This is a genomic window from Sphingomonas sp. LaA6.9 (assembly GCF_022601895.1).
GTDB lineage: Bacteria > Pseudomonadota > Alphaproteobacteria > Sphingomonadales > Sphingomonadaceae > Sphingobium_A.
Genome location: NZ_JAKVIO010000053.1, coordinates 1 through 22,943 on the forward strand (window position 1 = coordinate 1; position 22,943 = coordinate 22,943).

Genomic DNA, 22,943 nt, shown 5'->3' on the forward strand with positions numbered 1-22,943 from the left:
ATTTCCTGATCCCGGCGCTGGGCGTGGCAACGATGAACGCCGCGAGAGCGCTCTTCTGACGATCATCCGTACCGTAGAGGCGACCGCCTCGACCAATGCCGACATGCTCGGGCTTGCCGCTGCAGGCGAGTCCGAAGGCCTCTGGCTCCGCGCGGTGACGCAGACGGCGGGCCGCGGCCGGCAGGGGCGCGATTGGGTTTCGCCGCGCGGTAACCTCTATGCGAGCACGATCGTGCGGCTGCGGCCGACCGATCCCGCCGCGGCGACGCTTGCGCTCGTCGCTGCGGTGGCGCTGGCCGAAGTCACGGCGGCGTGGACGGGGCGCGAGCCGCTCTCGCTCAAATGGCCCAATGACCTGCTGCTCGATGGCGCGAAAATGTCGGGGATATTGCTCGAGCGGACGGGCGATGCGGTGGTGGTCGGGATCGGCGTCAACCTCGCGCATCGTCCCGAGGTGCCAGGCCGCGTCACGACCAGCCTTGCGCTTTATGGCGCACCGGATCCCGCGCTGTTCCTTGAGGAACTTGCCACAGCCTTCGAACGCTGGCTTTCGCGCTGGCGCGGGGAGGGGCTCGCCCCGCTGCGTGAGAAATGGCTCGAATGGGCGCATCCGAAGGGAACCGCGCTCGTCGCAAACCTCCCTGACGGCAGCGCGATCGAGGGGCTGTTCGATGGCCTCGACGCCGACGGTGCGCTTATCCTGCGCTTGGCGGATGGGTCGACGCGTGTCATTCACGCGGGCGATGTGTTCTTGATCTGAAGGTTCATCATGCTGCTCGCCATTGATGCCGGAAACACCAATATCGTCTTTGCGCTGGTCAAGGATCTGGAGATCCGCGCGCGCTGGAGGATTGCCACCGATCCGCGGCGCACGGCCGACGAATATGCCGTCTGGCTGCGTCAGCTGCTCGATCTGGAAGGCTATGGGCTCGACGATATCAGTGGCGTGATCATTGGTACCGTCGTTCCACGCGCGCTCCACAATCTGTCGGTGCTGTCGGAGAAATATTTCAAGGTGACGCCACTCGTCGCCGGGCAAGCGACCGCAGAATGGGGCGTCACGCTTGATGTCGTGGAGCCCAAGACCGTGGGCGCCGACCGCGTTCTGAACGTGATCGCCGCGCATGCCGGGCACAAGGGTGACCTCATCGTCATCGACTTCGGCACCGCTACGACCTTTGACGTGATCGACTATACGGGCGCCTATAAAGGCGGGATCATCGCGCCGGGCATCAACCTTTCGCTCGATTCGCTCGTCGCCGCCGCGGCCAAGCTGCCGCGCATCGCGATCGAGGCTCCGACCGGCAACAACAGCGTGATCGGCCGCACCACCGAGGACCAGATGCACATCGGCATCTTCTGGGGCTATGTGGCGATGATGGAAGGCCTCGTCGCGCGGATGAAGGCAGAGATTGGACGTCCCGTGAAGGTTCTTGCTACAGGCGGTCTCGCGACGCTGTTCGAGAAGCACAGCAATGTATTCGATGCGATCGAGCCCGATCTGACGATCCGCGGGCTCGCGATGCTCCATGAGCGCACCAAGGCAAAGACTGGATAACGAACCAAGTGACCAAACCCGGCAACGAACTCCTTTTCCTCGCCCTTGGCGGGTCGGGGGAGATCGGCATGAACGTCAATCTCTACGGCACGCAGGGCAAATGGGTGATGGTCGATTGCGGCCTCACCTTCGCGGATCCCAACTACCCGGGTGTTGAGCTGATCCTGCCCGACCTCAGCTTTATCGAGGAGCGTGCCGAGGATCTGCTCGGTATTGTCCTGACGCACGGCCATGAGGATCATATCGGCGCGCTGCCCTATCTCGCCGCCGATCTCGGTGTGCCGCTTTATGCCACGCCGTTCACTGCGGGGCTCATCCAGGGCAAGCTCGACGAGGAGGGGATCGCCGATCGCGTCGAGCTCAACATCGTCGACAATGAGGGTAGCTTCGCGCTCGGACCCTTCGGCTTCCGCTACGTCCCGCTTGCGCACTCGATTCCCGAGGGCAATGCCGTCCTGATCGACACGCCCTATGGTCGTATCTTCCACACCGGCGACTGGAAGCTCGACGATGCGCCACAGCTCGGCGCTCCCTCGACGCCCGAGGAACTGACCGAGATCGGTGACGCGGGCGTGCTGGCGCTGGTCTGCGATTCGACCAATGTCTTCAATCCCGAAGCCTCGGGCTCCGAAGGTGCGGTACGCGCCGGGCTCGACGAGGTGATCGGCGGGGCGAAGGGCAGGGTGCTCGTCACCACCTTCGCCTCCAACGCGGCGCGACTTCGTACATTGGGGCAGGTTGCGAAGGATACCGGGCGCACGCTCTGCGTCGCGGGCCGTTCGCTCGACCGGATCCTGCGCGTCGCAAAGGCGACGGGATATCTCAAGGATTTCCCCGAGGTCGTCGATTTCGACACCGCAATGGGGCTTCCGCGGCGCGACGTGATGATCGTCGCGACTGGCGGGCAGGGCGAACCCCGCGCCGCGCTCGGCCGCGTCGCCGAGGGCACGCACCCGATCAAGCTCGATGCAGGCGATCTCGTCGTCTTCTCCTCAAAGCAGATCCCGGGCAACGAGATCGCGATCGGCCGTATCCAGAACATGCTCGCCGCGGCGGGCGTGGAGATGATCACCGATCGTCAGGCCCACGTCCATGTTTCGGGGCATCCCGGCCGCCCCGAGCTTGCGTCGATGTATCACTGGATCCGTCCGGAGATCCTCGTTCCGGTGCATGGCGAGATGCGCCACATGGTCGAGCAGGCACGCTTCGGGCTTTCCCAGGGCGTGAAGAAGGCCGTTGTCCAGCAGAATGGCGAACTGGTGCGGCTTGCGCCCAACGGCCCGCTGAAGCTCGGCCATGAACGCGTCGGGCGGCTCGTACTCGACGGCGACGTCATCCTGCCCGCCGACGGCACTACCATGAACGAGCGCCGCAAGCTCTCGCTCCACGGCCAGATCTCGCTGGCGGTCGCACTCGATCGCAACAGTGCCCTGGTCGGAGCGCCCCAGATTCGCCTGAATGGCATCCCCGTCGAGGAGGATCGCGAGGCGTTCCTCGAAGATGCCCGCGCCGCTGCCGGGCAGGCGGTGTTGAAGGGCGCGCGCGACGAGGATTCGCTACGCGAGGCGCTGCGCCTTGCGGTCCGCCGCCGCGCGACCCACTGGACGGGCAAGAAGCCCGTCGTCGACGTCATGATTGTGAGGGTGTGATTTCATGAAATGGACCTCGGCGCTTGCCATCTACCTGCTGTTCTGGGTGATGTGCGCCTTTGTCGTGCTGCCCTTCGGCGTGAAGACGCATGATGAGGCGGGTGTGCCCAAGACGCCGGGTCAGGCCGACAGCGCGCCCGCCAATTTTCGCCCGGGTCGCGTGGCGCTGTGGACCACCGCGCTGTCGATGGCGTTCTTCGCGCTGTTCTACGCTAACTATGTCAATGGCTGGGTAGGCGCAGAGGCGTTCGACCTGTTTCGTACCAACTGATTAGCGCAAGGCGGATTCGGTCGTTGGAATGGCCGTTCTTGTCCCGCGCGCATTTTCAACGGTCAGTACCACGCTCATTCCCTCAACGGACTGTCATAGCCGCCTTGCCGGCGAATCCAGCCAGCAAGCGAAGGAATGAGCGATGGGAAGAATGGCTAAATTCACGCAGTCGTCGGTCGGTCGCGCCGTCATGGGTTTTGTCGGCACCGCGTCCGTGCTGCTCGGTGCCCCGCTGTTCTCGCAGGATGCCGACGCGGCACGCCCGCTGACGAACGGGACGGCCCATGCAGCGGGCGCCTGAGGGCGGGTTTCAGTTTCTCAGGCGCTCGATTGCCTGCGCCAGCGCAACATAGAGCTTGCCCATATCCGACGACAGGATCGTCACGCCGAGCGGCGATCCGTCCCGCGTCGACAGAATGTGACGCAGCATCGCCTCGAAATCGTGAATATAGCGGTTCACCTGCTCACGGAATTCGGCGTCCTCGTCATAGTGACGCGCGATCTCCCGGACCTCTCCGGCGTCGAGCAACCTGACAGCACGGCGCGTGAAGACGCCCCGATCGCCCTTGAGATAGGCCGCCCAGGCGGTGTCGGTGACGTCGTTCGACAGGATCTTTGCAACGTCGATCGAGGTGGAATTGAGCGACTCGATCAGCAGCGCGACCTTGCGCGAGAGCGTATCGCGATTGGCTTCCTCGATCTCGGTGCGCGCCTGTTCGATCCGCGCCTCCACATTCGAAGTGGTATCGGCAATCGTGAGCATCTGGCTCATCAACCGTTCGGATGCCTTGTTGGCGGTTTCGACCGCGCGCGCGGCGGCGGCCGCAATCTCGGCCATCTGCGCCTCGACCTTCGCGGTAATCGTCTCGCGCATGGCCTCCTCGCTCGCACGGCCAAGCGCTGCGCTGGTCTCCGGTACGATGGAGGCGAGCGTTTCCTTGGCGCGCTCGGACGCCTGGACCGCGGTCTCGCGGACGCGGACTAGCGATTCGACGAGTTGCGGCGCGGCCGTTTCGGCAAAGCGAGTCGCTTCGTCGCCCGCGAGCCCGATCGCCTTGCCGAGCTCCTCGACCGATTTCTGCCTGTCGGTGATCTGGCGATCCATATCGGCGACAAGCTTGTCGATCGCCTTGCGCTGTTTGACGAGCACGGCCTCCGCCTCGGTCAGCCGGTTATAGGCGCTGAGCGTCGTCATCTCGAGTTTCTCGGCCTCGGGCACGACCGAGGACAGCAAGGTCTTGCTCGCGCTGACCTTGGTGTCGAGCCGATCGAGTGCGCCCGGAAGCGTTTCGTCGAGCTCGCGCGCATTGGCGTCGAGCGCTGTCAGCAGCGACTCGGATTTCTGGATCAGCGTGTCGGCGACCGAGCCGCCACGGCGCAGCACCTCGGTCATCCGTTCTGCATGACCCTGGAGATTGCTGATCGCGTCCGAAAGCCGGCCCGTGCGTTCGCTTCCCGTCTCGTCGAGGCTGACGAGTCGCTGCTCGGCGTCCGCAAACGCGGTCTGCAGCGTGGTGACCATCTCGCGCGATACGGCTTCGTGCGTTGCGAGCAACTGGCCGAGCTGCTCGATTCGGGTGTTGATGTCGGAAACGCGTGCGGTGAGCGTGCGCGTGGCTTCATCGCCGGTCTGGCCCAGCGCTGCCTGCGCCTGTTCGACCATGGCCATCATCGCGGCGCCCTGCGCTTCCATCCCCTTGCGCGCTTCGTCGACCGCATCGGCAGCACGCGACAGCGCCGCGTCGACCGCCTCGGTCATCTGGCCGGCAGCCGCCTCCAGCCGTGCACCAGCGGCATCGCTGGTGCTTTCCATGCGCGCAAGATGCGCTGCGAGTCGTTGCGCTGCGCCGCCGGCAATCTCGTCGGCTTCGCGACCACGGACGGTGAGCGATGAAAGCTGCGCCTCGAGCGCCCCCGCATTTTCGTGCGCCTTCAGCCCTGCCTCGCGCAGATCTTCTGCCATACGCCGCGTCTGCACCTGCGCCTTGGGAAGATCGGCGAGCAACACGGTCATGTCGGCACGCGCAGCGGTTGCCGCAGTCTTGAGCGCGTTGGCCTGGCGGCCGAGCGATTCGACCTCTCCGTGCATGGCATCGCTCACGACCTTCATCCGCCCCGCAGCTTCTTCGCCGATGCCCATGAGCTGCTGCGACTGATGCGAGAGCAGTTCGCGATTCTCGTCGATACGCTGCGTGACCGTGCGCAGCACCGATTCGAGCCATTGCGATTCGGAGCGGATCGTGGAGGCGGTGGCCGCGAAGCGCCGTGCCTCGCGCCGGCTCGTGCGCATCAGCAGCAGATAGACGACGCCGATAAGCGCGAGCGGCGCGCTGAGGCTTCCGACCAGCGCGGCGATGTCGGCGGGGGCCGGCATGCGGCCGCCCAGCGTGTTCCAGAAAGTCCAGAGCGTGAACCCCGACCAGCCCAGCGCGAGTGTGAGGCAGAATGCGGCGACCGCGCGGTCGCGTGCCGGGGACAAATCGGGTTCGTCCTCGGCATAATAGGCGAGCTCGTAAGCCGCTGCCTCAGCCTCGACCTCCGGCGGCAGCTCGCTGCCCCCATCTTCAGCCGCGGTTCCCGTCGCTCTGCGCCGGATGTCGATGATCCGTGATCCCCCTGTCATGGTGCATGTTTATCATGAATTTGCCGCCAAGGAACATGCCGTGGAAACTCCTCCTTAATGCTCGTCGGATATATCGCACGGGATGGCATATGATCCCGGGGCACTGGATACCGCGCTTGCAGCCGCGGTCGGCAACGATCCGTCGCTGATCGCCGAGCTGCGTCGCGCCTTTCTCGAAAGCGCCGAACGGCAGCGCGATCTGTTGTCGCGCGCGCGCTGCGACGCCAACTGGCGCGCGGCGGCATGGCGTTTGAAAGGCATAGCGGCGAGCTTCGGCGCGGTGCGCCTGATGGACGCCGCGGAACAGGCGTCGCATTCGGTGCCGGGCGATCCCGCAATATTCCGTCGCATAGACGCCGCGATCGCGTCTTTCGACTGCTGAACCCCCCTTTGCACCGCCTCACGGAAAGCCTATCGACCTTCATGGATTTTTGGGGGTTGAGGGACGTAAGTGGCGCTCGCCAGTCTGATCATTGGCTGTTCTGAACGCGAGGATGACAATCGCGGTCTGCGTGCGGCGTTGCCCTTTCTGGGCCAGACGCTGATCGAATATCAGGTTCGCCAGGCGGCCGCCGCCGGGGCGCGGCACGTCGTGGTGCTCGTCGAACGCTTGCCCTCTGCGCTTGTCGGTGCGGTCGACCGGCTGCGTCGCGATGGCATCGCGGTCGAACTTGCGCGCAGCGTCGCCGACGCCGCCGATCGCATCCATCCCGAGGAAAGGCTTCTGCTGATCGGCGACGGCATCATCGCGCGCCAGGAAATGATCGACAAGGCGGGCAAGGCCAATGCACCCAGCATCTTCACCGTGCCCGATGCCGCAGAAACGCTGCGCTTCGAGCGGATCGACGCAGGTGCGCGCTGGGCGGGCATAGCTCTGGTCGACGGCGCCACGCTGCGCCGCACCGCCGCGATGCTGGGTGACTGGGATCTTCAGTCGACGCTGCTGCGCCGCGTCGTCCAGGCCGAGGCGCGGCGCGTCGAAGCGGGCGCCGGATCGGTCTGGCTCGTCGATCGCGCCGACGAGGGGCGCCAGGCCGAAACGCTGCTGCTGAGCGGCAAGGGCAATGATTTTCTGCCCGGTTCGCTTTCCGAGGCGATCACCGCATTCCTGCTCGGTCGCAATATCAAGCCCTTGTGGCTGCGTACCGGATCAATCGTGATGGCGACGCTGGCATTGCCTGCCTTTGCCAGTGGCTGGATAGCCTCGGGCACTTTGGCGCTCGCGCTTTCCGGCCCCATCGCCGCGATTCCCCGGCGAATGGACGGGGTGGCCTTGCGCGCGGCCAAGTGGAACCGGCTCTGGCGAATGGGCCGCGATATCGTGTTCGCGCTCGCTGCCGGCATTCTTGCGTGGCGGCTGGCAAAGGACGGCGCAGGCTGGGGCGTGTGGGCGCTGGCGCTGACCACGATTGCGCTGATGGGAGCGGTGTCGGGACAGGACCGGCTGATCGGGCGCTCTTATATGAATGCGCCCGCGCTTGCCGGTCTCTATCTGCCCTTCGCCTTTTTCGGATATTCGACGGGCGGGCTTGCTGCGACCGCATTTGCCGCTTTCGGCGCGCTACTCTTCGGCCAGCGCATGCTCGCCCGTCGTCTCCGGGAAGGGGGCATTCCCGTTGCGGGGAAGAGTTGAGCGCTATTTCTTCGCGAGTTCGCTTCCAGCGCTCCCTGGCACCTTGACGCCTTCCTTCGCCCACTGATCGGGCGTACGGCAGATGCTTCTCTGCATCCGCGATCCCGTTAGTGACGCCTTGTAGCAATATTTGCCCGTCTTGGCGTCGAGCGTCAGCTGCGCCTTTTCGGCATCCTTGGGTTCGGCGGCAAGGGCGGGGACGGACGCTGCGGCGACAGATGCGCCAATGATGGCGGCGCGAATGAATGCAATGGAATTGTTCATCAGTGATTCCCTTCGAGTATCGTTGGCTCACCGGGCTACGCTCGGTACTCACCCCGTTTCCGCGAGGCGTATCATTCGCATAATACAGTAATACGACCGTCCCGAGGGTGTTTCGACAAACGGTCGTTTGCGGTCGACGTGCGGACGAACGTCCAGACGCTCGCAAAACCGGGCGAAACGGCGCTAAGAGCAATTTAACTATAGTCGCGTATCGCGGATGCCATGTTCGCGGAGGACGGTGACAGAATGGCGCACGAGCCGATCGGCGCCGAACGGCTGCTGGCCGAAGCGGCGCGCGCGGCGCATGGCAATCGCCGGCGGCTGGCGTCGCTCGTCGATCTGTTCCTGCCCGATGCGATGCGGCTCAGCGATTACCAGCGCGTCACCGTGCGCCGTTTCATCGCGCGCCTCGTCGCCGCCGTGGAAAGCGATGTTCGTCAACGGCTTGTGTCCGAACATGCCGGGCGTTTCTCGCCCGAGTTGATCGCAGCACTGGGGAGCGCGCGCGTCGCGATCGCGATGCCCGTGCTCGAACGCGCGCGTGCACTCCATGATATCGAACTCGTCTCGCTGTTGCTCGCGCGCGTCGAGGAACAGCGCGTGGCGGATGATCTGCGCCGCAACGCCGCCGCCAATGGCGAAGTGAGTACGCTGATCGAAGCGCTGCTCGCCGATGCCGATCCTGCGCTTTCGGCCGCTGCCATGTCGCTGCTGATTGCCGAGAGCCGCCGATATTATGTCTTTGACGACGAGACGCTTCCGCGTTCCGATCTGCCCGCCGATCTTCACTATCGGATGGTCTGGTGGATCGCCGCTGCGCTGCGCGATTATATGACCCGGCTTCACGGCGCCGATCCGATGCAGGTCGATACGGCGTTGATGGACGTGGCCTCGACCATGCTGGCGGCGCATGACGAAGGCGAAACGCTCGAATCGTCGGCGATGCATCTCGCCCGGTTGCTTGGCGAACGCGGCTGGCTCGACGATCAGGTGCTGCGCGCGGCATGCGTGGAGGGGCGGCTTGCGCTGCTGATCGCGATTCTCGCGTCACGCGCAGGGCTCGATTTCGACGCCGCGCGCGACATGATCCTGCCGCCTTATGGCGATCGACTGATCCTGTTGATGAAGGCGCTCGACGTCGAGCGCGAGACGGCAGCTGCGATTTTGCTTGCGATGGGACCGGGCGATGCGGGATTCTCCGACGCGATGAATGCCTATGATACCCTTGCCCCCGCGCAGGCCATGGATGCTATCCGGCCCTGGCAGATCGACATCGGCTATCGCAACGCCATTGCGGCGCTCGCGACGCGTCTTGCCGAGCGCGGCAGCGGGTGGGCAGCGTGACCGCGCTGACCGCGCATGGCCGGGTCGATCGGCAGGGCAGGCTCGTCGAAGCCGATCCGCCGCTGCGCGACCTCCATCTGCGCGCGGGCGGCGAAGATGGTGGCGCGCTCGCGGTGCCGCAGATCGCGACGCTCGCGCGGCTTGCGCAGCGCCTCGGTATCCTGATCTCGCGCGCGATCATCGCGGCCGACGGCGAAAGCGACGTCGATCTCTGGGTGCGAGCGCAGCCGGAGGGCAACGAAGTGCGGCTGACCGTTGGTGGATGGAGCCGTCGTGCCGCGCATGCGCCCGACGAGGCAGCCGAGATCGACCGCGAAACCGATTTTCTGCGCGCCAGTGCGGACTGGCTCTGGGAGGCCGACGAAAATCTCCGGATCGTGGCCTTGTCCGCGTCCGCCGAAGCCGCGATCGGCGGCGCCGCGAGCGCGGTCATTGGCCAGCCGCTCACCAAGCTGCTCAAGCTGGTCGAGACAGATCAGGGCAATCTGCCATTGCTCGAAGCGCTCGCCGCCAAGACGCGTTTCGAGGACCAGATTGCCGAGATGCGCGATATTTCCGGCCGCGTGAGGCTGTCGGCGGTCCCGCTGCTCGACGGCGTCGGGCGCTTTCGCGGCTTTCGCGGGAGTGCGAGCTGGATGAATGTCCCCGCACGGCTTGCGCATGACGATGAGGTGGTCGGCGTGCCCGATGCCTTTGGCGAGCGCCTCGACAAGGCCCTGCGTGCGCCGCTTGGCCGCATCATCGCCAACGCCGAAAGCATCCGCGCGCAGACCGATGGGCCGTTGCGCCGCGATTATGCGGACTATGCCAGCGACATCGCGACCGCCGGCCGGCACCTGCTCGCGCTGGTCGACGATCTGGTAGATCTCCAGGCGATCGAGCGTCCCGACTTCGAGCCTGCCATGGACGAAATCGACATCGCCGATATTGCGCGGCGCGCTGCGGGCCTGCTGGCGGTTCGCGCGGCAGATCGTGGCGTTCGCATCGACAAGCCCGCCAGCGACGAACCCCTGATCGCGCGCGGCGAGTTTCGCCGTGTGCTTCAGATACTGGTCAATCTTGTCGGCAATGCCGTGCGTTACTCGCCCGAGGGATCGATGGTGTGGATCCGCGGCGAAGAGGAGGACGGTCGCGTGCGGATCGTCGTTGCGGACCAGGGCAAGGGCATCGACCCGGCCGAGCACGAGCGCATTTTTGAAAAGTTCGAGCGCATCGATCAGGACGAGCCCGGCGGCAGTGGCCTTGGCCTCTACATCGCGCGCCGGCTGGCGCGCGCGATGGGAGGCGATGTTTCGGTGGACAGCGCGCCCGGTCAGGGCGCGCGGTTCACACTGGTATTGCTGTCGGCCTGATCAGCGCTTGCCGAGCGGGACGTAGTCGCGCTGGGCAGGGCCGGTATAGAGCTGGCGCGGACGGCCGATCTTCTGATCGGGATCCGAAATCATCTCGTTCCACTGCGCGACCCAGCCCGTGGTACGCGCCAGTGCGAAGAGCACCGTGAACATCGTGGTCGGGAAGCCAATCGCCGACAGGATGACGCCCGAATAGAAGTCGACATTGGGATAGAGCTTCTTCGAGACGAAATAATCGTCCCTGAGCGCAATCTGCTCGAGCTCGCGTGCGACGTCGAAGATCGGATCGGTGACGCCCAGCTTGTCGAGCACCTCGTTCGCGGTCTTCTGCATCACCTTCGCGCGCGGGTCGTAGTTCTTGTACACGCGGTGGCCGAAACCCATCAGGCGGAACGGATCGTCCTTGTTCTTCGCGCGCGCGATATATTCGGGGATGCGGTCGGGCGTACCGATCTCGCGCAGCATGTTGAGCGCGGCCTCGTTGGCGCCGCCATGCGCGGGACCCCACAGACACGCGATGCCCGCCGCGATGCAGGCGAAGGGATTGGCGCCCGACGAGCCCGCGAGGCGGACGGTCGAGGTCGACGCGTTCTGCTCGTGATCGGCGTGGAGGATGAAAATCTTGTCCATCGCGTCTTCGACGACGGGATCGACGACATAGTCTTCGGCCGGAACGCCGAAGGTCATGCGCAGGAAATTGCCCGTGTAGCTCAGCGAGTTGTCGGGATAGAGGAAGGGCTGGCCGACCGAATATTTATACGCCATCGCGGCGATCGTCGGCATCTTCGCGATCAGGCGGTGGCTGGCGACCATGCGCTGGTGCGGATCGGTGATGTCGGTCGAATCGTGGTAGAAGGCTGAGAGCGCGCCGACGACGCCGCACATGATCGCCATCGGGTGCGCGTCACGACGGAAGCCGCGATAGAAGGTCGCGAGCTGCTCGTGCAGCATGGTGTGGCGGGTGATTGTGCTGTCGAACTTTTCGAGTTCGGCCTTGGTCGGCAGCTCGCCGTTCAGCAGCAGATAGGCGACCTCCATGAAGCTCGACTGTTCGGCGAGCTGGTCGATCGGGTAGCCGCGGTGGAGCAGGATGCCCTGATCGCCGTCGATATAGGTCAGGCCCGACTCGCAGCTCGCGGTCGAGGTGAACCCGGGATCATAGGTAAAGGCGCCCGTCTGGCCGTACAGCTTGCGAATATCGATGACGTCGGGACCCACCGTGCCGCTGAGCACGGGCAATTCCAGATTCTTGTCGCCCAGCGCCATTTTCGCTTGTGCTTCGGCCATATTCACTTCCTTCCTGTTCAAGCTCCGTCCCGGTCGGCTCAGGCCGACCGCTCCGCGATGCGCGCCAGCGACTCCTCCTTGCCGAGAAGCACCAGCACGTCGAATATTCCCGGCGAGGTCGAGCGCCCGGTGAGCGCAGCCCGCAAGGGTTGGGCAACCTTGCCCAAGCCAATCCCCGCATCCTCAGCCACCTGCCGTACCGCAGCCTCAAGCGCGGGTACGGACCAGTCGACCACCGTCTCCAAAAGAGCGCCCGCTTGTGCCAGCAGGGTCGCCGCGTCGCCCTCTAGCAGAGTTGCTGCCTTTTCGTCGAGCGCGAGCGGGCGCGTCTCGAAAAGGAACAATGCGCCTTCGGCGATCTCGTGAAGATTCTTCGCGCGTGGCTTGAGCGAAGCCATGGCGGCAGCGAGCAATGCGCGCGATTCGCCAGCGAGCGCGCGCCCGGTCAGCGCCTCGATGCGGGGCGCAACCAGCTCTGCAAGTCGCGCATCATCGGCTTCGCGGATATAATGGCCGTTCAGATTTTCGAGCTTCTTGAGATCAAAGCGCGAGGGCGAGCGGCCAACGCCGGCAAGATCGAACCACTCGACAGCCTGCTCGCGGCTGATGATCTCGTCATCGCCGTGCCCCCAGCCGAGCCGCAGCAGATAGTTGGACACCGCCTCAGGCAACAGCCCCATCTCGTCGCGATAGGCGTCGACGCCCAGCGCACCGTGGCGCTTGGACAGCTTGGCGCCGTCGCTGCCGTGAATCAGCGGGATATGCGCATAGATGGGCTCGGCCCAGCCCATCGCCTTGATGATACCCAGCTGGCGGAAGGCATTGTTCAGATGGTCGTCGCCGCGGATAACGTGCGTCACCCCCATGTCGTGATCGTCGACGACGACCGCAAGCATATAGGTGGGCGTGCCGTCCGAACGCAGCAGGATCATGTCGTCGAGTTCGCTGTTCTGCACGACGACCCGGCCCTGGACGCGATCCTCGATGACCGTCTCGCCCTCGCGCGGCGCTTTCAGGCGGATAACGAAAGGGGCACCCTCGGGCGCTTCGGACTCGTCGCGGTCGCGCCAGCGGCCGTCATAGCGCATCGGCTGCTTGGCGGCGCGCTGCTGCTCGCGCAGTTCGGCGAGTTCCTCGGGCGTGGCGTAGCAGCGATAGGCATGCCCGCTCGCCAGCATGGCATTGGCGACCTCGGCGTGGCGTTCGGCGCGCGCGAACTGATAGACGACATCGCCATCCCAATCGAGGTTCAGCCACTTCATCCCGTCGAGAATCGCTTCGATTGCGGCGTCGGTCGAACGCGCGCGATCGGTATCCTCGATGCGGAGAAGGAATTTGCCGCCATGGTGCCGCGCAAACAGCCAGTTGAACAGCGCGGTGCGCGCGCCTCCGATATGGAGGAAGCCGGTCGGCGACGGGGCGAACCGGGTGACAACAGGTTGAGTTTCAACGCTTGCGCCCACGCGCATGATCTCCAGTATATGCAGGATGGCCAGAACGACCGGGCACGCCCCTAGCACGGGTTTTCCGATGCTGCAAAATGCCCGATGGCGCTGGCGCATTGACGCTACGACGCGCTTGGAAAACTGGCTGGAGATCGAGCGCGATCAACTCGCCCTCTGGGTTCCGGTCGCGCTGGGGCTGGGCGTTGCGCTGTGGTTCTGGATTCCCGGGCGGACAGGATGGATCACGCTGCTTCTGCTGGCCGCCGCATGCGCCGCCGCCGGGGGCGCTGTCGGGAATTCGCGACGGTTGGGCAGGGCGTTGCTCTGGTTTGGCGTCATGACGGCATTGGGCTGCGCGCTCATCTGGTGGCGTGCCGAAAGGCTTTCGGCACCCGTGCTCGAGCGGCCAATTGTGACGCAATTTCGCGCGGACGTAATCGCCGTCGAATCCCTCCCCGCGCGCGGGGCAGTCCGGCTGCTGCTCGCCCCGCGCGACGCGCCCGCGCTGCCGCCAAAGGTGCGCGTGAACATCGATCAGGCCGACGCTTCGCCCGCGATCCAACGCGGCGCTGTCATTGCCCTGCGTGCCCGGATCATGCCGCCCCCCGACGCGGCTGTGCCCGGTGCCTATGATTTCCGGCGTCTCGCCTGGTTTCAGGGAATCGGCGGAACCGGCCGGGCGCTTGACGCACCCGAGGTCGTCACGCCTGCTCCCCCGGCTTTGGGCACGGATTTCAGGCAGCGCCTGACCCGGCATGTCCGCGATTCGATCGGCGGTGCGGAGGGGGCGATTGCGGCGACGCTGGCAACGGGCGATCGAGGCGCGATCTCCGAGGAAGACGCAGAGGCGATGCGGCGTAGCGGCCTTGCGCACCTGCTCTCGATCAGCGGCCTCCACGTCACCGCGGTCGTCGCGGCTGCGATGCTGATCGTGATGCGGCTGCTCGCACTGAGCCCGACGCTCGCGCTCCGCTGGCCCTTGCCGCTGTTGTCGGCGGGTGCAGGTGCCATGGCCGGCGTCGGATACACGTTGCTGACCGGGGCCGAGGTTCCGACAATCCGCTCATGCGTCGCCGCAATGATCGTTCTTGCCGGTATCGCGCTCGGGCGTGAGGCGATCACGCTGCGGCTGATCGCCACCGGCGCGCTGTTCGTGCTGCTGTGCTGGCCCGAATCGGTCGCGGGACCGAGTTTTCAGATGAGCTTTGCGGCGGTTACGGCGCTTGTCGCACTCCATGAGCATCCACGCGTTCGCGCGTTGCTCGCGCGGCGCGAGGAAGGGATCGCGATGCGGTTCGGTCGACTTCTGCTCGGCTTGTTGCTGACGGGGTTGGCTGTCGAGCTGGCGTTGTCGCCGATCGCGCTGTTCCATTTTCACAAGGCTGGCGCTTATGGCGCGCTGGCGAACATTGTTGCGATACCGCTTACGACCTTCGTGATCATGCCACTGGAGGCAATGGCGCTGATGTTCGATCTGGCGGGGCTTGGCGCGCCCTTCTGGTGGCTGACCGGCAAGGCGCTCGCCTTGCTTCTCGGCCTCGCGCACATGGTCGCCAGCGCTCCCGGAGCGGTCGCCGCGTTGCCGGTGATGCCCGCGGGCGCCTTCGCACTGATGGCTTCGGGCGGGCTGTGGATATGCCTCTGGCGAACATGGGTTCGGCGCCTTGGCGCCATCCCCGTCCTTGGTGGCATGCTCTGGGCGTTGTCGGTCTCGCCGCCCGACATATTGGTCAGCAATGACGGCAGGCATCTTGCGCTGAGTGACGGGCGGGGCGGCTATGCGTTGCTGCGGCCACGCGCGGGAGACTATATACGAAGCGCGCTCTCCGAAAGTGCGGGATTCGACGGCGAACTCTCGGAACTGGACAGCCTGCCGGGTGCGCGGTGCAGTGCCGATGCCTGTACCGCCGAGATTGTCCGCGGCACCCGGCGCTGGCGGCTGCTTGCGACGCGCAGCAGCCACATCATGCCCTGGGACGCGCTGCGCAGCGCCTGCGCGGGCGCCGATATCGTGGTCAGCGACCGTCGCCTTCCCGATGCCTGCCAGCCGCGCTGGCTAAAGGCCGATCGCGCAATGTTCGCGCAAACCGGCGGCATGGCGATCACGCTCGCCACCGGGCAAATCGTGACCGTGAAGCAGGGTGGCGACGATCATCCCTGGCGCAATCCGCCGCGTCCTGCCGGTGAATGAAATTTTGGGCGGACGCTCAGTCGCGTATCAGCAGCGGGTTCACATGCTCGGCCTGCAAGCCGCCGCTGCCATAGGGGCGCGTGATGATTTCGAGGAGATGACCGTCGGGATCGTCGAAATAGACGCCGCGTCCGTCGTCCCAGTGGTTGATGCGCCCGGCTTCCTTTCGGAATGGGTCAGCCCAATAAGGCAGCCCGGCATCGCATATCCGGGCGAATATCGCGTCGAACTCCTGTTCGCTCACGAGGAACGCGAAATGACGCGAGGTGATCGGTTCGGTCGTTTCGATGAGGTCGAGAGAGGTCTCCCCAACCTGCACGATCGCGAAATGGGCAAGGCTGCGGTGCGCTTCTAGCCCCAGAATATGTGTCAGGAACGCCGCGGTCGCACCATTGTCGTGGCAATGGACGATGAGATGATTGAGCGTAACGGCCATGGATCACCTCAGACCCCGCGCATGCCTCCATCACGTTCGAAATGCATTCAGGGGCGCGAGTGCCTCAATAGCGCCGCAGCAATCCGGCAAGCCGGCCCTGAATGCGGATCTGGTCGGGGCTGTAACGCTGCGGATCATAGGAGCGGTTGGCCGGATCGAGCCGGACCATCGCCCCCTCACGTCGGAAATATTTGAGCGTGGCCTCGCTGTCCTCGACCAGTGCGACGACGATCTCGCCGTCGCGCGCCACGTCGGTCCGGCGGATGAGCGCATAGTCGCCGTCGAGAATGCCCGCCTCGACCATCGAATCGCCTGAAACCTCGAGCGCATAGTGCTCGCCCGAACCGAGCAGCGCCGCGGGCACCGAGAGCGTGCTCTGGCCTTCGAGCGCTTCGATCGGCATGCCCGCCGCGATCCGGCCGTGCAGCGGAATCTCGAGCACGTCGTTCGCTGCTATCGGGATTTGCGCGGGGATGGCAGGGGCCGATGCGGGCATTCTTACCGCGGGCTTCGCCTCGGCGCGTTCGGGTAGCTTGAGTATCTCGAGTGCGCGGGCGCGATTGGGCAGGCGGCGAATGAAGCCGCGTTCTTCAAGCGCGCTGATCAGCCGGTGGACCCCCGACTTGGACTTGAGGTCGAGCGCTTCCTTCATTTCCTCGAACGAAGGCGAAACGCCCGTCTCGGCGAGCCGATCGCTAATGAAACAGATCAGTTCATGTTGCTTGCGCGTCAGCATCACCGCACCTCCAAAGGAACGAACGGTGAACGTGTAGGAAACAAAAGATTCCAAGTCAAGTGATCGGCAGGATCTCGACGATTTCGCCTGCCGGAGCCGCCGGCGCATGCGGCGGCCGCAGGATCAGTACGTTGGCAGAGGCCAGCGCGACGAGCGCAGCGCTGTCCTGGCTGGCGGCGGGGCGCACGCGGCCGCTGGCCCAGATTCCGCGCAGGAACTCTGCGCGACCGCCGGTTTCCGGCAGCGTGGTTTCGAGCGTTGCGGTGTGCACCGTGGGGAGCGGCGCACTGGACCCGCCGAGCCTTGCGATCAGCGGCCTGAGGAACAGCATCGCGGTCGCGAAGGCGGAAACCGGATTGCCCGGCAGTCCGAGCGTAACGGCGGCGTCAAGCCTGCCCGCCATCAGCGGCTTGCCCGGCTTCATCGCGATCTTCCAGAAATCGAGCGTCGCACCCGCGGCTTCGAGCGCGGGCCGGACGAGGTCGTGATCGCCGACCGAAGCGCCGCCGGTCGTGACGATCACATCGGCATGGCGTGCGGCGTCGAAGGCGGCGGCGAGCGCGTCGAGCCGATCGGGAACGATGCCGCCCTCGATGATGTCGACAGGCAGATCACCGAGCAGCGCCCCAAGCGTCACCGCGTTGGATGACGGCAGCTGCGTGCCCGTGATCGGCGCGCCGGGAGGTACGAGTTCGTCGCCGGTGGAGATCAGCGCGACCTTTAGCCGCCTCCGCACCGCGAGCGCGCCATGGCCGCCGATCGCCGCAAGGCCGATCCGCGCGGGCGTCAGCCGGTCGCCTGCAGCGATCAGGCGGTCGTCCAGCGCGAAATCACTGCCGGCACGGCGGACATGCTGGCCCCGGGCAGCGGGGCCTTCGACCGACAGTGTCAGTTGTATGCCGTCGCGCGTGGCCTCTTCCTGGATCAGGACGGTGTCGGCGCTGTCCGCAAGCGGCGCACCGGTGAAGATGCGAACCGCCTCGCCCGCGCCGATGCTGCCCGGAAAGCCCTTGCCGGCGGCGCTTTCACCGATAACGCGCCATGGCCCCGGCAGATCGGCGAAACGGATCGCGTAACCGTCCATCGCCGAGAGATCGGCCGAAGGCTGGCTGCGCAGCGCGATGACGTCTTCCGCCGCCCAGCGGCCCGCCGCCTCGACAAGCGGAACGGTTTCAACCGCCACCGGTTCGGCGAGTGCGAACAGTCGCGCCTGCGCCTCGGCGACGGGGAGGAGGCTCATGCGCGCCAGTCGCCCGATTTGCCGCCTGACTTGGCGATCAGGCGCACGCCGCCGATTTCCATGCCACGGTCGAGCGCCTTCGCCATGTCGTAGATCGTGAGCAGCGCGACCGATGTGGCGGTCAGTGCCTCCATCTCGACACCTGTCGGGCCCGTGGTACGCGCGGTTGCGGTAACGGTGACGCCGCCGTCGTCGGGGACGAGGTCGATTTCGACTGACGACAGGGGCAGCGGATGGCAGAGCGGGATCAGATCGCTCGTCTTCTTGGCGGCCATGATCCCCGCAATGCGTGCGACCGCAAGGACATCGCCCTTCTTCACCAGCCCGTCGCGGATCGCCTGCGCAGCCTCGGCCGACATCGTGATGCGGCCGGTCGCGGTCGCCTCGCGGGCGGTCGCGGCCTTGCCCGACACATCGACCATCCGCGCGGCGCCGGTCTCGTCGAGATGGGTGAGCCTGCTCATGCGACGCCCAGCAGTTCTCGCGTCGCCTGCTCGACGTCGGGCTCGCGCATCAGCGCCTCGCCGACGAGGAAGCATTTGACGCCGTGTTCGGCCATCGCGTCGAGATCGGCGCTGGTCCTCAAGCCGCTCTCGGCGACGAAGGTGCAGCCCTGCGGCGCGCGGCCGACAAGTTCATATGTCCGCGCAAAGTCGACGGAGAAGTCTCTGAGATCTCGATTATTTACACCGATAAGGCGTGACTTGAGTTTAAGAGCGCGGTCGAGTTCGGCTGCGTCGTGCACCTCCACCAGCGCGTCCATGCCGAAGCGGATCGCCTCGGCTTCGATCTCGGCCATCTGCGCGTCGTCGAGCGCGGCTGCGATGATCAGGATCGCATCGGCGCCGAGCGCGCGCGCCTCGGCGACCTGCCAGGGATCGACCATGAAGTCCTTGCGCAGCACGGGGATCGAGACCGCCGCGCGCGCCGCGACGAGATAGGCGTCGGCGCCCTGGAAATAGGGTTCGTCGGTCAGCACCGAAAGACACGCCGCGCCCGCGCGTTCATAGGCCGCGGCATGTGCAGGCGGATCGAAATCGGCGCGGATCAGGCCTTTTGACGGGCTGGCCTTCTTGACCTCGGCGATGAGCGCATGGCCGGTTCTGGCTTTCGCATCGAGCGCGGCGCGGAAGCCACGCGGTGCGGACTGTTCGCGCGCGCGTGCTTCGAGTTCGGCGAGCGACGTGACGCTTTTGCGCCGGGCTACCTCGTCGCGCTTGGTGGCACAGATTTCCTGAAGCTTGTCGGTCATTTATACGCAATCCAGCAATCGAGCAGCGTGTTGGCGAGGCCGTTGTCGAGCACCTCACGGGCTTCCTCCACGCCTTCCTCCCAGCTTTCGACGCGGCCCGCGACCATGAGCGCGGCGGCGGCGTTGAGCAGGACGGCGTCGCGATAGGCGCCCGGAGCACCTTTGAGCATCGCGCGGAGGGCCGCGGCGTTATAGGCGGCATCTCCTCCGCGCAGCGCCTCGAGCGGGTGGCGTTCGAGACCCACATCCTCGGGCGTGATCCGCAAGGTTTTCGTCGTACCGTCGCCGATCCGGACGATGGTGCTCGGACCGCCGATCGAAAGCTCGTCGAGCGGCTCGTCGCCGGCGACCAGCATCGCCGATTCAAGCCCGAGCAGTACCATCGCACCCGCGACCACGGGCAGGAAATCGGGGCGCGCGACACCCATCAGCTGGCGCGTGACGCGCGCGGGATTGCACATGGGGCCGGTGAGGTTGAACACCGTGCGGCGCCCGATGCTCTTGCGGATCGGTGCAAGGCGGCCGAGCGCGGGGTGGTGCTTTTGCGCGAAGAGGAAGGCGATGCCGATATCGGCAAGGCTGCGCTCGGCGGTCGCGGAGGCGCGATCGAGATCGAGGCCGAGTGCTTCAAGTGTATCCGACGAACCCGCCTTGCTCGAAGCCGCGCGGTTGCCATGCTTGGCGACGGGCACGCCGCACGCCGCGACGACGATCGCGACCGCGGTCGAGACGTTGACACTGTGGCTGCCATCGCCGCCCGTGCCGCAGACGTCGATCGCGCCTTCGGGAGCCTCGATCGCTATCATGCGTGCGCGCATCGCGCGCGCGGCCGCGGCGATTTCGACACTGGTCTCGTCGCGTTCGGCCATGACCGTCAGGAAACGCTGCATCTCCTCATCGGTCACCTTGCCGTCGAGCATGTCCTCGAAGGCGGCGAGCGCCGCCGCATGTTCGAGCGGACGCGAAGCGTCGGGGAGCTGGACGAGCGTCGTCATGCCGGTTCTTTGACCTTGATTCCGGCAAGCCGCATGAAATTGGCGAGCATTGCATGGCCGTGCTCGGTCGCGATGCTTTCGGGGTGGAACTGGACGCCGTGGATCGGCAGGCTTTCGTGGCGGAAGCCCATCACCGTGCCGTCGGGGGCGCGCGCATTGACGACCAGATCCTTGGGCATACCTTCCTCGGGCACGATCAGCGAGTGATAGCGCGTCGCGGTGAAGGGCGAGGGCAGGCCCTCGAACAGCCCGGTGCCGTCATGGCTGACGGGAGAGGTCTTGCCGTGCATCAGTTCGGACGCGCGGATCACCTGACCGCCGAAATATTGGCCGATCGACTGGTGGCCGAGGCAGACGCCGAGCAGCGGTTTGCCCGCTTTCGCGCATGCGCCCACCAGATCGAGCGAAATCCCCGCCTCATTGGGCGTGCAGGGACCGGGCGAGATCAGGAACGCCTCGGCGCCCGAGGACAGCGCCTGTCCCGCCGAGATCGCGTCGTTGCGCACGACCTCCACCTCGGCGCCCAGTTCCATCAGATAATGGACGAGGTTCCAGGTGAAGCTGTCGTAATTGTCGATGACGAGGATCATGGAGCGGGGCTTTATCGGCTGGAGGCGGCGGGGGAAAGCATTAGCTTCTATGCGCATCCCAAGCGCGGCTGTGGTCGCTTAACTTCACTTAGCTTCGCACTTTTCTCACAAACGCGCATGTCTGTCGCTCCTGTGGCTTTCGGAATCGAGTCGGCTCCGCGGGAAAATGACAGGAACGGGGCGTGTAGGACAGCGGCGCGGCGGGAGCGACATCGCCCCGGGGGCCTTCGAGATGCTGGAATCAAGGCTCTTTTCATCATCGTCACCCCGGGCTTGACCCGGGGTCCCGCTGCCTTTCACGGACGGATTGAAGACAAGCGGGATCCCGGGTCAAGCCCGGGATGACGAAATCAATGTGGCGAACTTCGGGTTCAGGTGACTAGAATGCGCGCATTGTGAGGGGAGTGACGGCGATGCAGGGTATGGGCGAGGGCAGTTGCCCCTTCGAATTCAATACGGATCCGACGACCTTCAAGGTGGGCGACAGCGTGAGCTATCGCGTGGAAGGCGGACTTTCGGGATTTCCCTTCGCGGGCGTGCTCCTCGAAGTGCATGACGATTATGTCGTGCTGACCAGCGAGCCCGACAGAAAGGAAAGCCGGATGCGCGCGACGCGTGAAAGCCGGCCGGTGGTTCGCGAAGAGGATGTGTGCTGAGCGCGCGCCTGCTTGCCGTGCGCGCGGTCTGCGCCGCCCTGATGCTTGCGCCGCTTTCCGCGATGCCCGCGGCCGCGCATCCGCCCTCCGCCGCCGAGGACGAGCAGGCGCGTGCGGAGATACTGAAGGTCGTCGCGGAGATGCAGGCCGCGTGGAACCGCGGCGATTTTCGCGGCTATATGGCGGGGTTCAAAAACCCCGACGTTGTCTTCGTCTCGGGCGGGCGGATCAAGGACGGCTGGCAGGGCGCGCTTGACGACTATGTCCGCAACTATGGCGCGTCGGATGCGACGCGCGGCACGCTGACCTTTTACGACATGAGGATCGAGCTATTGGCCCCAGACGTGGCGCAATTGATCGGGCACTACCGGCTCGACCGGCCCGAAAAGCCGATGGAAGGGATCAATACGCGGCTGTTCCGCAAGATGGACGGGCGCTGGGTGATCGCGCTTAATCATGTGTCGGCTTATGAGGTGGGGCGGTAGATAACATATTGAAATGTCCGCATCCGACCCGGATGTTGGCAGGCGTCCTCATTGTTTGTTTACCGAGATAGTTGATCTTGCCCATGCACAGTTCAGAGAGATTTGTGGATGGTAGGCATTGGGAATTCATCGGCAGCAGCTAAATTGTTGCTGACCGTTTCGGTAGCGCTTGCGTCGGCTTCGGCCGCATCCGCTGCGCCAACACTAACTCCGATCGAGGACTTACCATCCTCTATTCGAGTTCGAACATTGATAGATGCGACAGACTTCGGCCAGTTGCACGATGCCGCACCTGTGTTAGCGGGCGACGTAACTGTTATCAGTTGGGACGGAGCCGAGATAACCGGGCATGCGCAAGTGCTGGAATGGCTACGGAAGGAGTTTTTCGATGGCTCATGTAGCTTCACGGTTCGCCGAGACGCTGGGCATATCAACGATAACAGCATCGTTTACGGCGACGGCGACTCTATGATGGTAGAGTATCGACCGATTGTTTGTCGGGGTTCGGCTCAGAGTTTTTCCGGCGATGGGCGAAGCGTCAGAGCACTGATAAAGTTTGTGACGCCGTTGAGCGGGCCAATCACTAGGATTGAAGTGGTACGTTGACCTAACCCGCCGCCATCGCTGCGCGATGGTCCCCCTCCCCGAAGCTGTGCTTCAGGGAGGATATTGGAAGGTCTTACTCCGCCATCAGCTTCGCCAGATCATCCTTCCAGAACTTTGCCCAGGTGTGGGTGCCGTGGCCCTTGGTCTCGGCGGTTGCGGAGATCAGGATGAAGCGGGCGTTCTTGAGGCGCTTTGTCGCGGCCTCGGTGATGCCGTAGCCGGGCGGATTGATGAAATCGTCGGCGGAGTTGATCCAGAGCATGCGCGCGGTGATCTTTTCGAGGCCGGGCCAGGGATTGTAGGTGCGCGAGGCGTCGAGCTGGTAGATCA

General features: G+C 65.1%; 23 protein-coding genes and 1 pseudogene. 12 read left to right on the forward strand and 12 right to left on the reverse strand.

The genetic code is table 11. The features are described from left to right. Positions 1 to 103: 103 nt before the first annotated feature. From MKI88_RS19000 to MKI88_RS19020, 5 genes are all read left to right on the forward strand, one after another. Entirely contained in the window at positions 104 to 760 is a 657-nt protein-coding gene (locus tag MKI88_RS19000; protein ID WP_241633146.1) for a biotin--[acetyl-CoA-carboxylase] ligase, read from the forward strand. A 9-nt stretch (positions 761 to 769) separates the two neighbouring features. Beyond that, entirely contained in the window at positions 770 to 1,558 is a 789-nt protein-coding gene (locus MKI88_RS19005) for a type III pantothenate kinase (protein ID WP_241633128.1), read from the forward strand. Between the two features lie 68 nt (positions 1,559 to 1,626). After that, on the forward strand, positions 1,627 to 3,207 hold the full coding sequence (locus tag MKI88_RS19010) for a ribonuclease J (protein ID WP_241633147.1): 1,581 nt from the start codon (positions 1,627 to 1,629) through the stop codon (positions 3,205 to 3,207). A 4-nt stretch (positions 3,208 to 3,211) separates the two neighbouring features. Continuing rightward, a complete protein-coding gene (locus MKI88_RS19015; protein WP_241633129.1) occupies positions 3,212 to 3,478 on the forward strand; it encodes a DUF1467 family protein in 267 nt (88 codons plus the stop codon). A gap of 151 nt (positions 3,479 to 3,629) precedes the next feature. Beyond that, positions 3,630 to 3,779: a hypothetical protein gene (locus tag MKI88_RS19020; RefSeq protein WP_241633130.1), complete on the forward strand. Its 150-nt coding sequence runs from the start codon at positions 3,630 to 3,632 to the stop codon at positions 3,777 to 3,779. A gap of 9 nt (positions 3,780 to 3,788) precedes the next feature. Here MKI88_RS19020 and MKI88_RS19025 read toward each other — a convergent pair whose 3' ends face one another. Next, the gene (locus MKI88_RS19025) at positions 3,789 to 6,101 is read right to left on the reverse strand and encodes a hypothetical protein (RefSeq protein ID WP_241633131.1); all 2,313 of its coding nucleotides are present in this window, start codon (positions 6,099 to 6,101) and stop codon (positions 3,789 to 3,791) included. An 82-nt stretch (positions 6,102 to 6,183) separates the two neighbouring features. Between MKI88_RS19025 and MKI88_RS19030 the strand changes: the two genes are divergently transcribed. Continuing rightward, complete coding sequence (locus MKI88_RS19030; protein ID WP_241633132.1) at positions 6,184 to 6,483, forward strand: Hpt domain-containing protein; 300 nt, start codon at positions 6,184 to 6,186, stop codon at positions 6,481 to 6,483. A gap of 69 nt (positions 6,484 to 6,552) precedes the next feature. Continuing rightward, complete coding sequence (locus tag MKI88_RS19035; RefSeq protein ID WP_241633133.1) at positions 6,553 to 7,734, forward strand: hypothetical protein; 1,182 nt, start codon at positions 6,553 to 6,555, stop codon at positions 7,732 to 7,734. Between the two features lie 3 nt (positions 7,735 to 7,737). On the opposite strand, the gene MKI88_RS19040 is transcribed toward MKI88_RS19035, so the two are convergent. Continuing rightward, positions 7,738 to 7,998, reverse strand: a complete 261-nt coding sequence (locus MKI88_RS19040) for a hypothetical protein (protein ID WP_241633134.1) — start codon at positions 7,996 to 7,998, stop codon at positions 7,738 to 7,740. A 246-nt stretch (positions 7,999 to 8,244) separates the two neighbouring features. Here MKI88_RS19040 and MKI88_RS19045 point away from each other — a divergent pair, with 246 nt between their 5' ends. Then, positions 8,245 to 9,342, forward strand: a complete 1,098-nt coding sequence (locus tag MKI88_RS19045; RefSeq protein WP_241633135.1) for a DUF2336 domain-containing protein — start codon at positions 8,245 to 8,247, stop codon at positions 9,340 to 9,342. A 5-nt stretch (positions 9,343 to 9,347) separates the two neighbouring features. Further along, positions 9,348 to 10,694: a PAS domain-containing sensor histidine kinase gene (locus tag MKI88_RS19050; RefSeq protein WP_241633148.1), complete on the forward strand. Its 1,347-nt coding sequence runs from the start codon at positions 9,348 to 9,350 to the stop codon at positions 10,692 to 10,694. Here MKI88_RS19050 and MKI88_RS19055 read toward each other — a convergent pair whose 3' ends face one another. Together MKI88_RS19055 and gltX are read right to left on the reverse strand one after the other, a co-directional pair. Next, on the reverse strand, positions 10,695 to 11,981 hold the full coding sequence (locus MKI88_RS19055) for a citrate synthase (RefSeq protein ID WP_241633136.1): 1,287 nt from the start codon (positions 11,979 to 11,981) through the stop codon (positions 10,695 to 10,697). A gap of 38 nt (positions 11,982 to 12,019) precedes the next feature. After that, on the reverse strand, positions 12,020 to 13,450 hold the full coding sequence (gene gltX / locus MKI88_RS19060) for a glutamate--tRNA ligase (protein ID WP_241633137.1): 1,431 nt from the start codon (positions 13,448 to 13,450) through the stop codon (positions 12,020 to 12,022). 109 nt (positions 13,451 to 13,559) lie between these two features. Here gltX and MKI88_RS19065 point away from each other — a divergent pair, with 109 nt between their 5' ends. After that, positions 13,560 to 15,617, forward strand: a complete 2,058-nt coding sequence (locus tag MKI88_RS19065; protein WP_348636280.1) for a ComEC/Rec2 family competence protein — start codon at positions 13,560 to 13,562, stop codon at positions 15,615 to 15,617. 16 nt (positions 15,618 to 15,633) lie between these two features. Here MKI88_RS19065 and MKI88_RS19070 read toward each other — a convergent pair whose 3' ends face one another. The 7 genes from MKI88_RS19070 to MKI88_RS19100 all read right to left on the reverse strand — a co-directional run bounded on the left by MKI88_RS19070 (position 15,634) and on the right by MKI88_RS19100 (position 20,866). Then, the gene (locus tag MKI88_RS19070; RefSeq protein WP_241633139.1) at positions 15,634 to 16,053 is read right to left on the reverse strand and encodes a VOC family protein; all 420 of its coding nucleotides are present in this window, start codon (positions 16,051 to 16,053) and stop codon (positions 15,634 to 15,636) included. A gap of 64 nt (positions 16,054 to 16,117) precedes the next feature. Further along, a complete protein-coding gene (lexA, locus tag MKI88_RS19075; protein ID WP_241633140.1) occupies positions 16,118 to 16,789 on the reverse strand; it encodes a transcriptional repressor LexA in 672 nt (223 codons plus the stop codon). A 55-nt stretch (positions 16,790 to 16,844) separates the two neighbouring features. Then, positions 16,845 to 18,029, reverse strand: a complete 1,185-nt coding sequence (gene glp / locus MKI88_RS19080; protein WP_241633141.1) for a gephyrin-like molybdotransferase Glp — start codon at positions 18,027 to 18,029, stop codon at positions 16,845 to 16,847. After that, positions 18,026 to 18,493, reverse strand: coding sequence for a cyclic pyranopterin monophosphate synthase MoaC (gene moaC, locus MKI88_RS19085; protein WP_241633142.1), 468 nt, complete (start codon positions 18,491 to 18,493; stop codon positions 18,026 to 18,028). Before moaC ends, glp begins: the two co-directional genes overlap by 4 nt. Then, on the reverse strand, positions 18,490 to 19,281 hold the full coding sequence (gene trpC / locus MKI88_RS19090) for an indole-3-glycerol phosphate synthase TrpC (protein ID WP_241633143.1): 792 nt from the start codon (positions 19,279 to 19,281) through the stop codon (positions 18,490 to 18,492). Before trpC ends, moaC begins: the two co-directional genes overlap by 4 nt. Continuing rightward, positions 19,278 to 20,276 carry an anthranilate phosphoribosyltransferase gene (gene trpD, locus MKI88_RS19095; RefSeq protein WP_241633144.1) on the reverse strand — a complete coding sequence of 333 codons (999 nt, stop codon included), beginning with the start codon at positions 20,274 to 20,276 and terminating at the stop codon, positions 19,278 to 19,280. The genes trpC and trpD overlap by 4 nt, the downstream gene beginning before the upstream one ends. Further along, the gene (locus tag MKI88_RS19100; RefSeq protein WP_241633145.1) at positions 20,273 to 20,866 is read right to left on the reverse strand and encodes an aminodeoxychorismate/anthranilate synthase component II; all 594 of its coding nucleotides are present in this window, start codon (positions 20,864 to 20,866) and stop codon (positions 20,273 to 20,275) included. Before MKI88_RS19100 ends, trpD begins: the two co-directional genes overlap by 4 nt. Before the next feature lie 413 nt (positions 20,867 to 21,279). On the opposite strand from MKI88_RS19100, the gene MKI88_RS19105 reads away from it, so the two are divergent. After that, positions 21,280 to 21,522, forward strand: coding sequence for a hypothetical protein (locus MKI88_RS19105; RefSeq protein WP_241633149.1), 243 nt, complete (start codon positions 21,280 to 21,282; stop codon positions 21,520 to 21,522). After that, the gene (locus tag MKI88_RS19110; protein ID WP_407073387.1) at positions 21,516 to 22,007 is read left to right on the forward strand and encodes a YybH family protein; all 492 of its coding nucleotides are present in this window, start codon (positions 21,516 to 21,518) and stop codon (positions 22,005 to 22,007) included. The genes MKI88_RS19105 and MKI88_RS19110 overlap by 7 nt, the downstream gene beginning before the upstream one ends. 679 nt (positions 22,008 to 22,686) lie before the next feature. Here MKI88_RS19110 and MKI88_RS19115 read toward each other — a convergent pair. Then, positions 22,687 to 22,943: pseudogene (locus MKI88_RS19115) on the reverse strand (hypothetical protein); the annotation flags it as partial.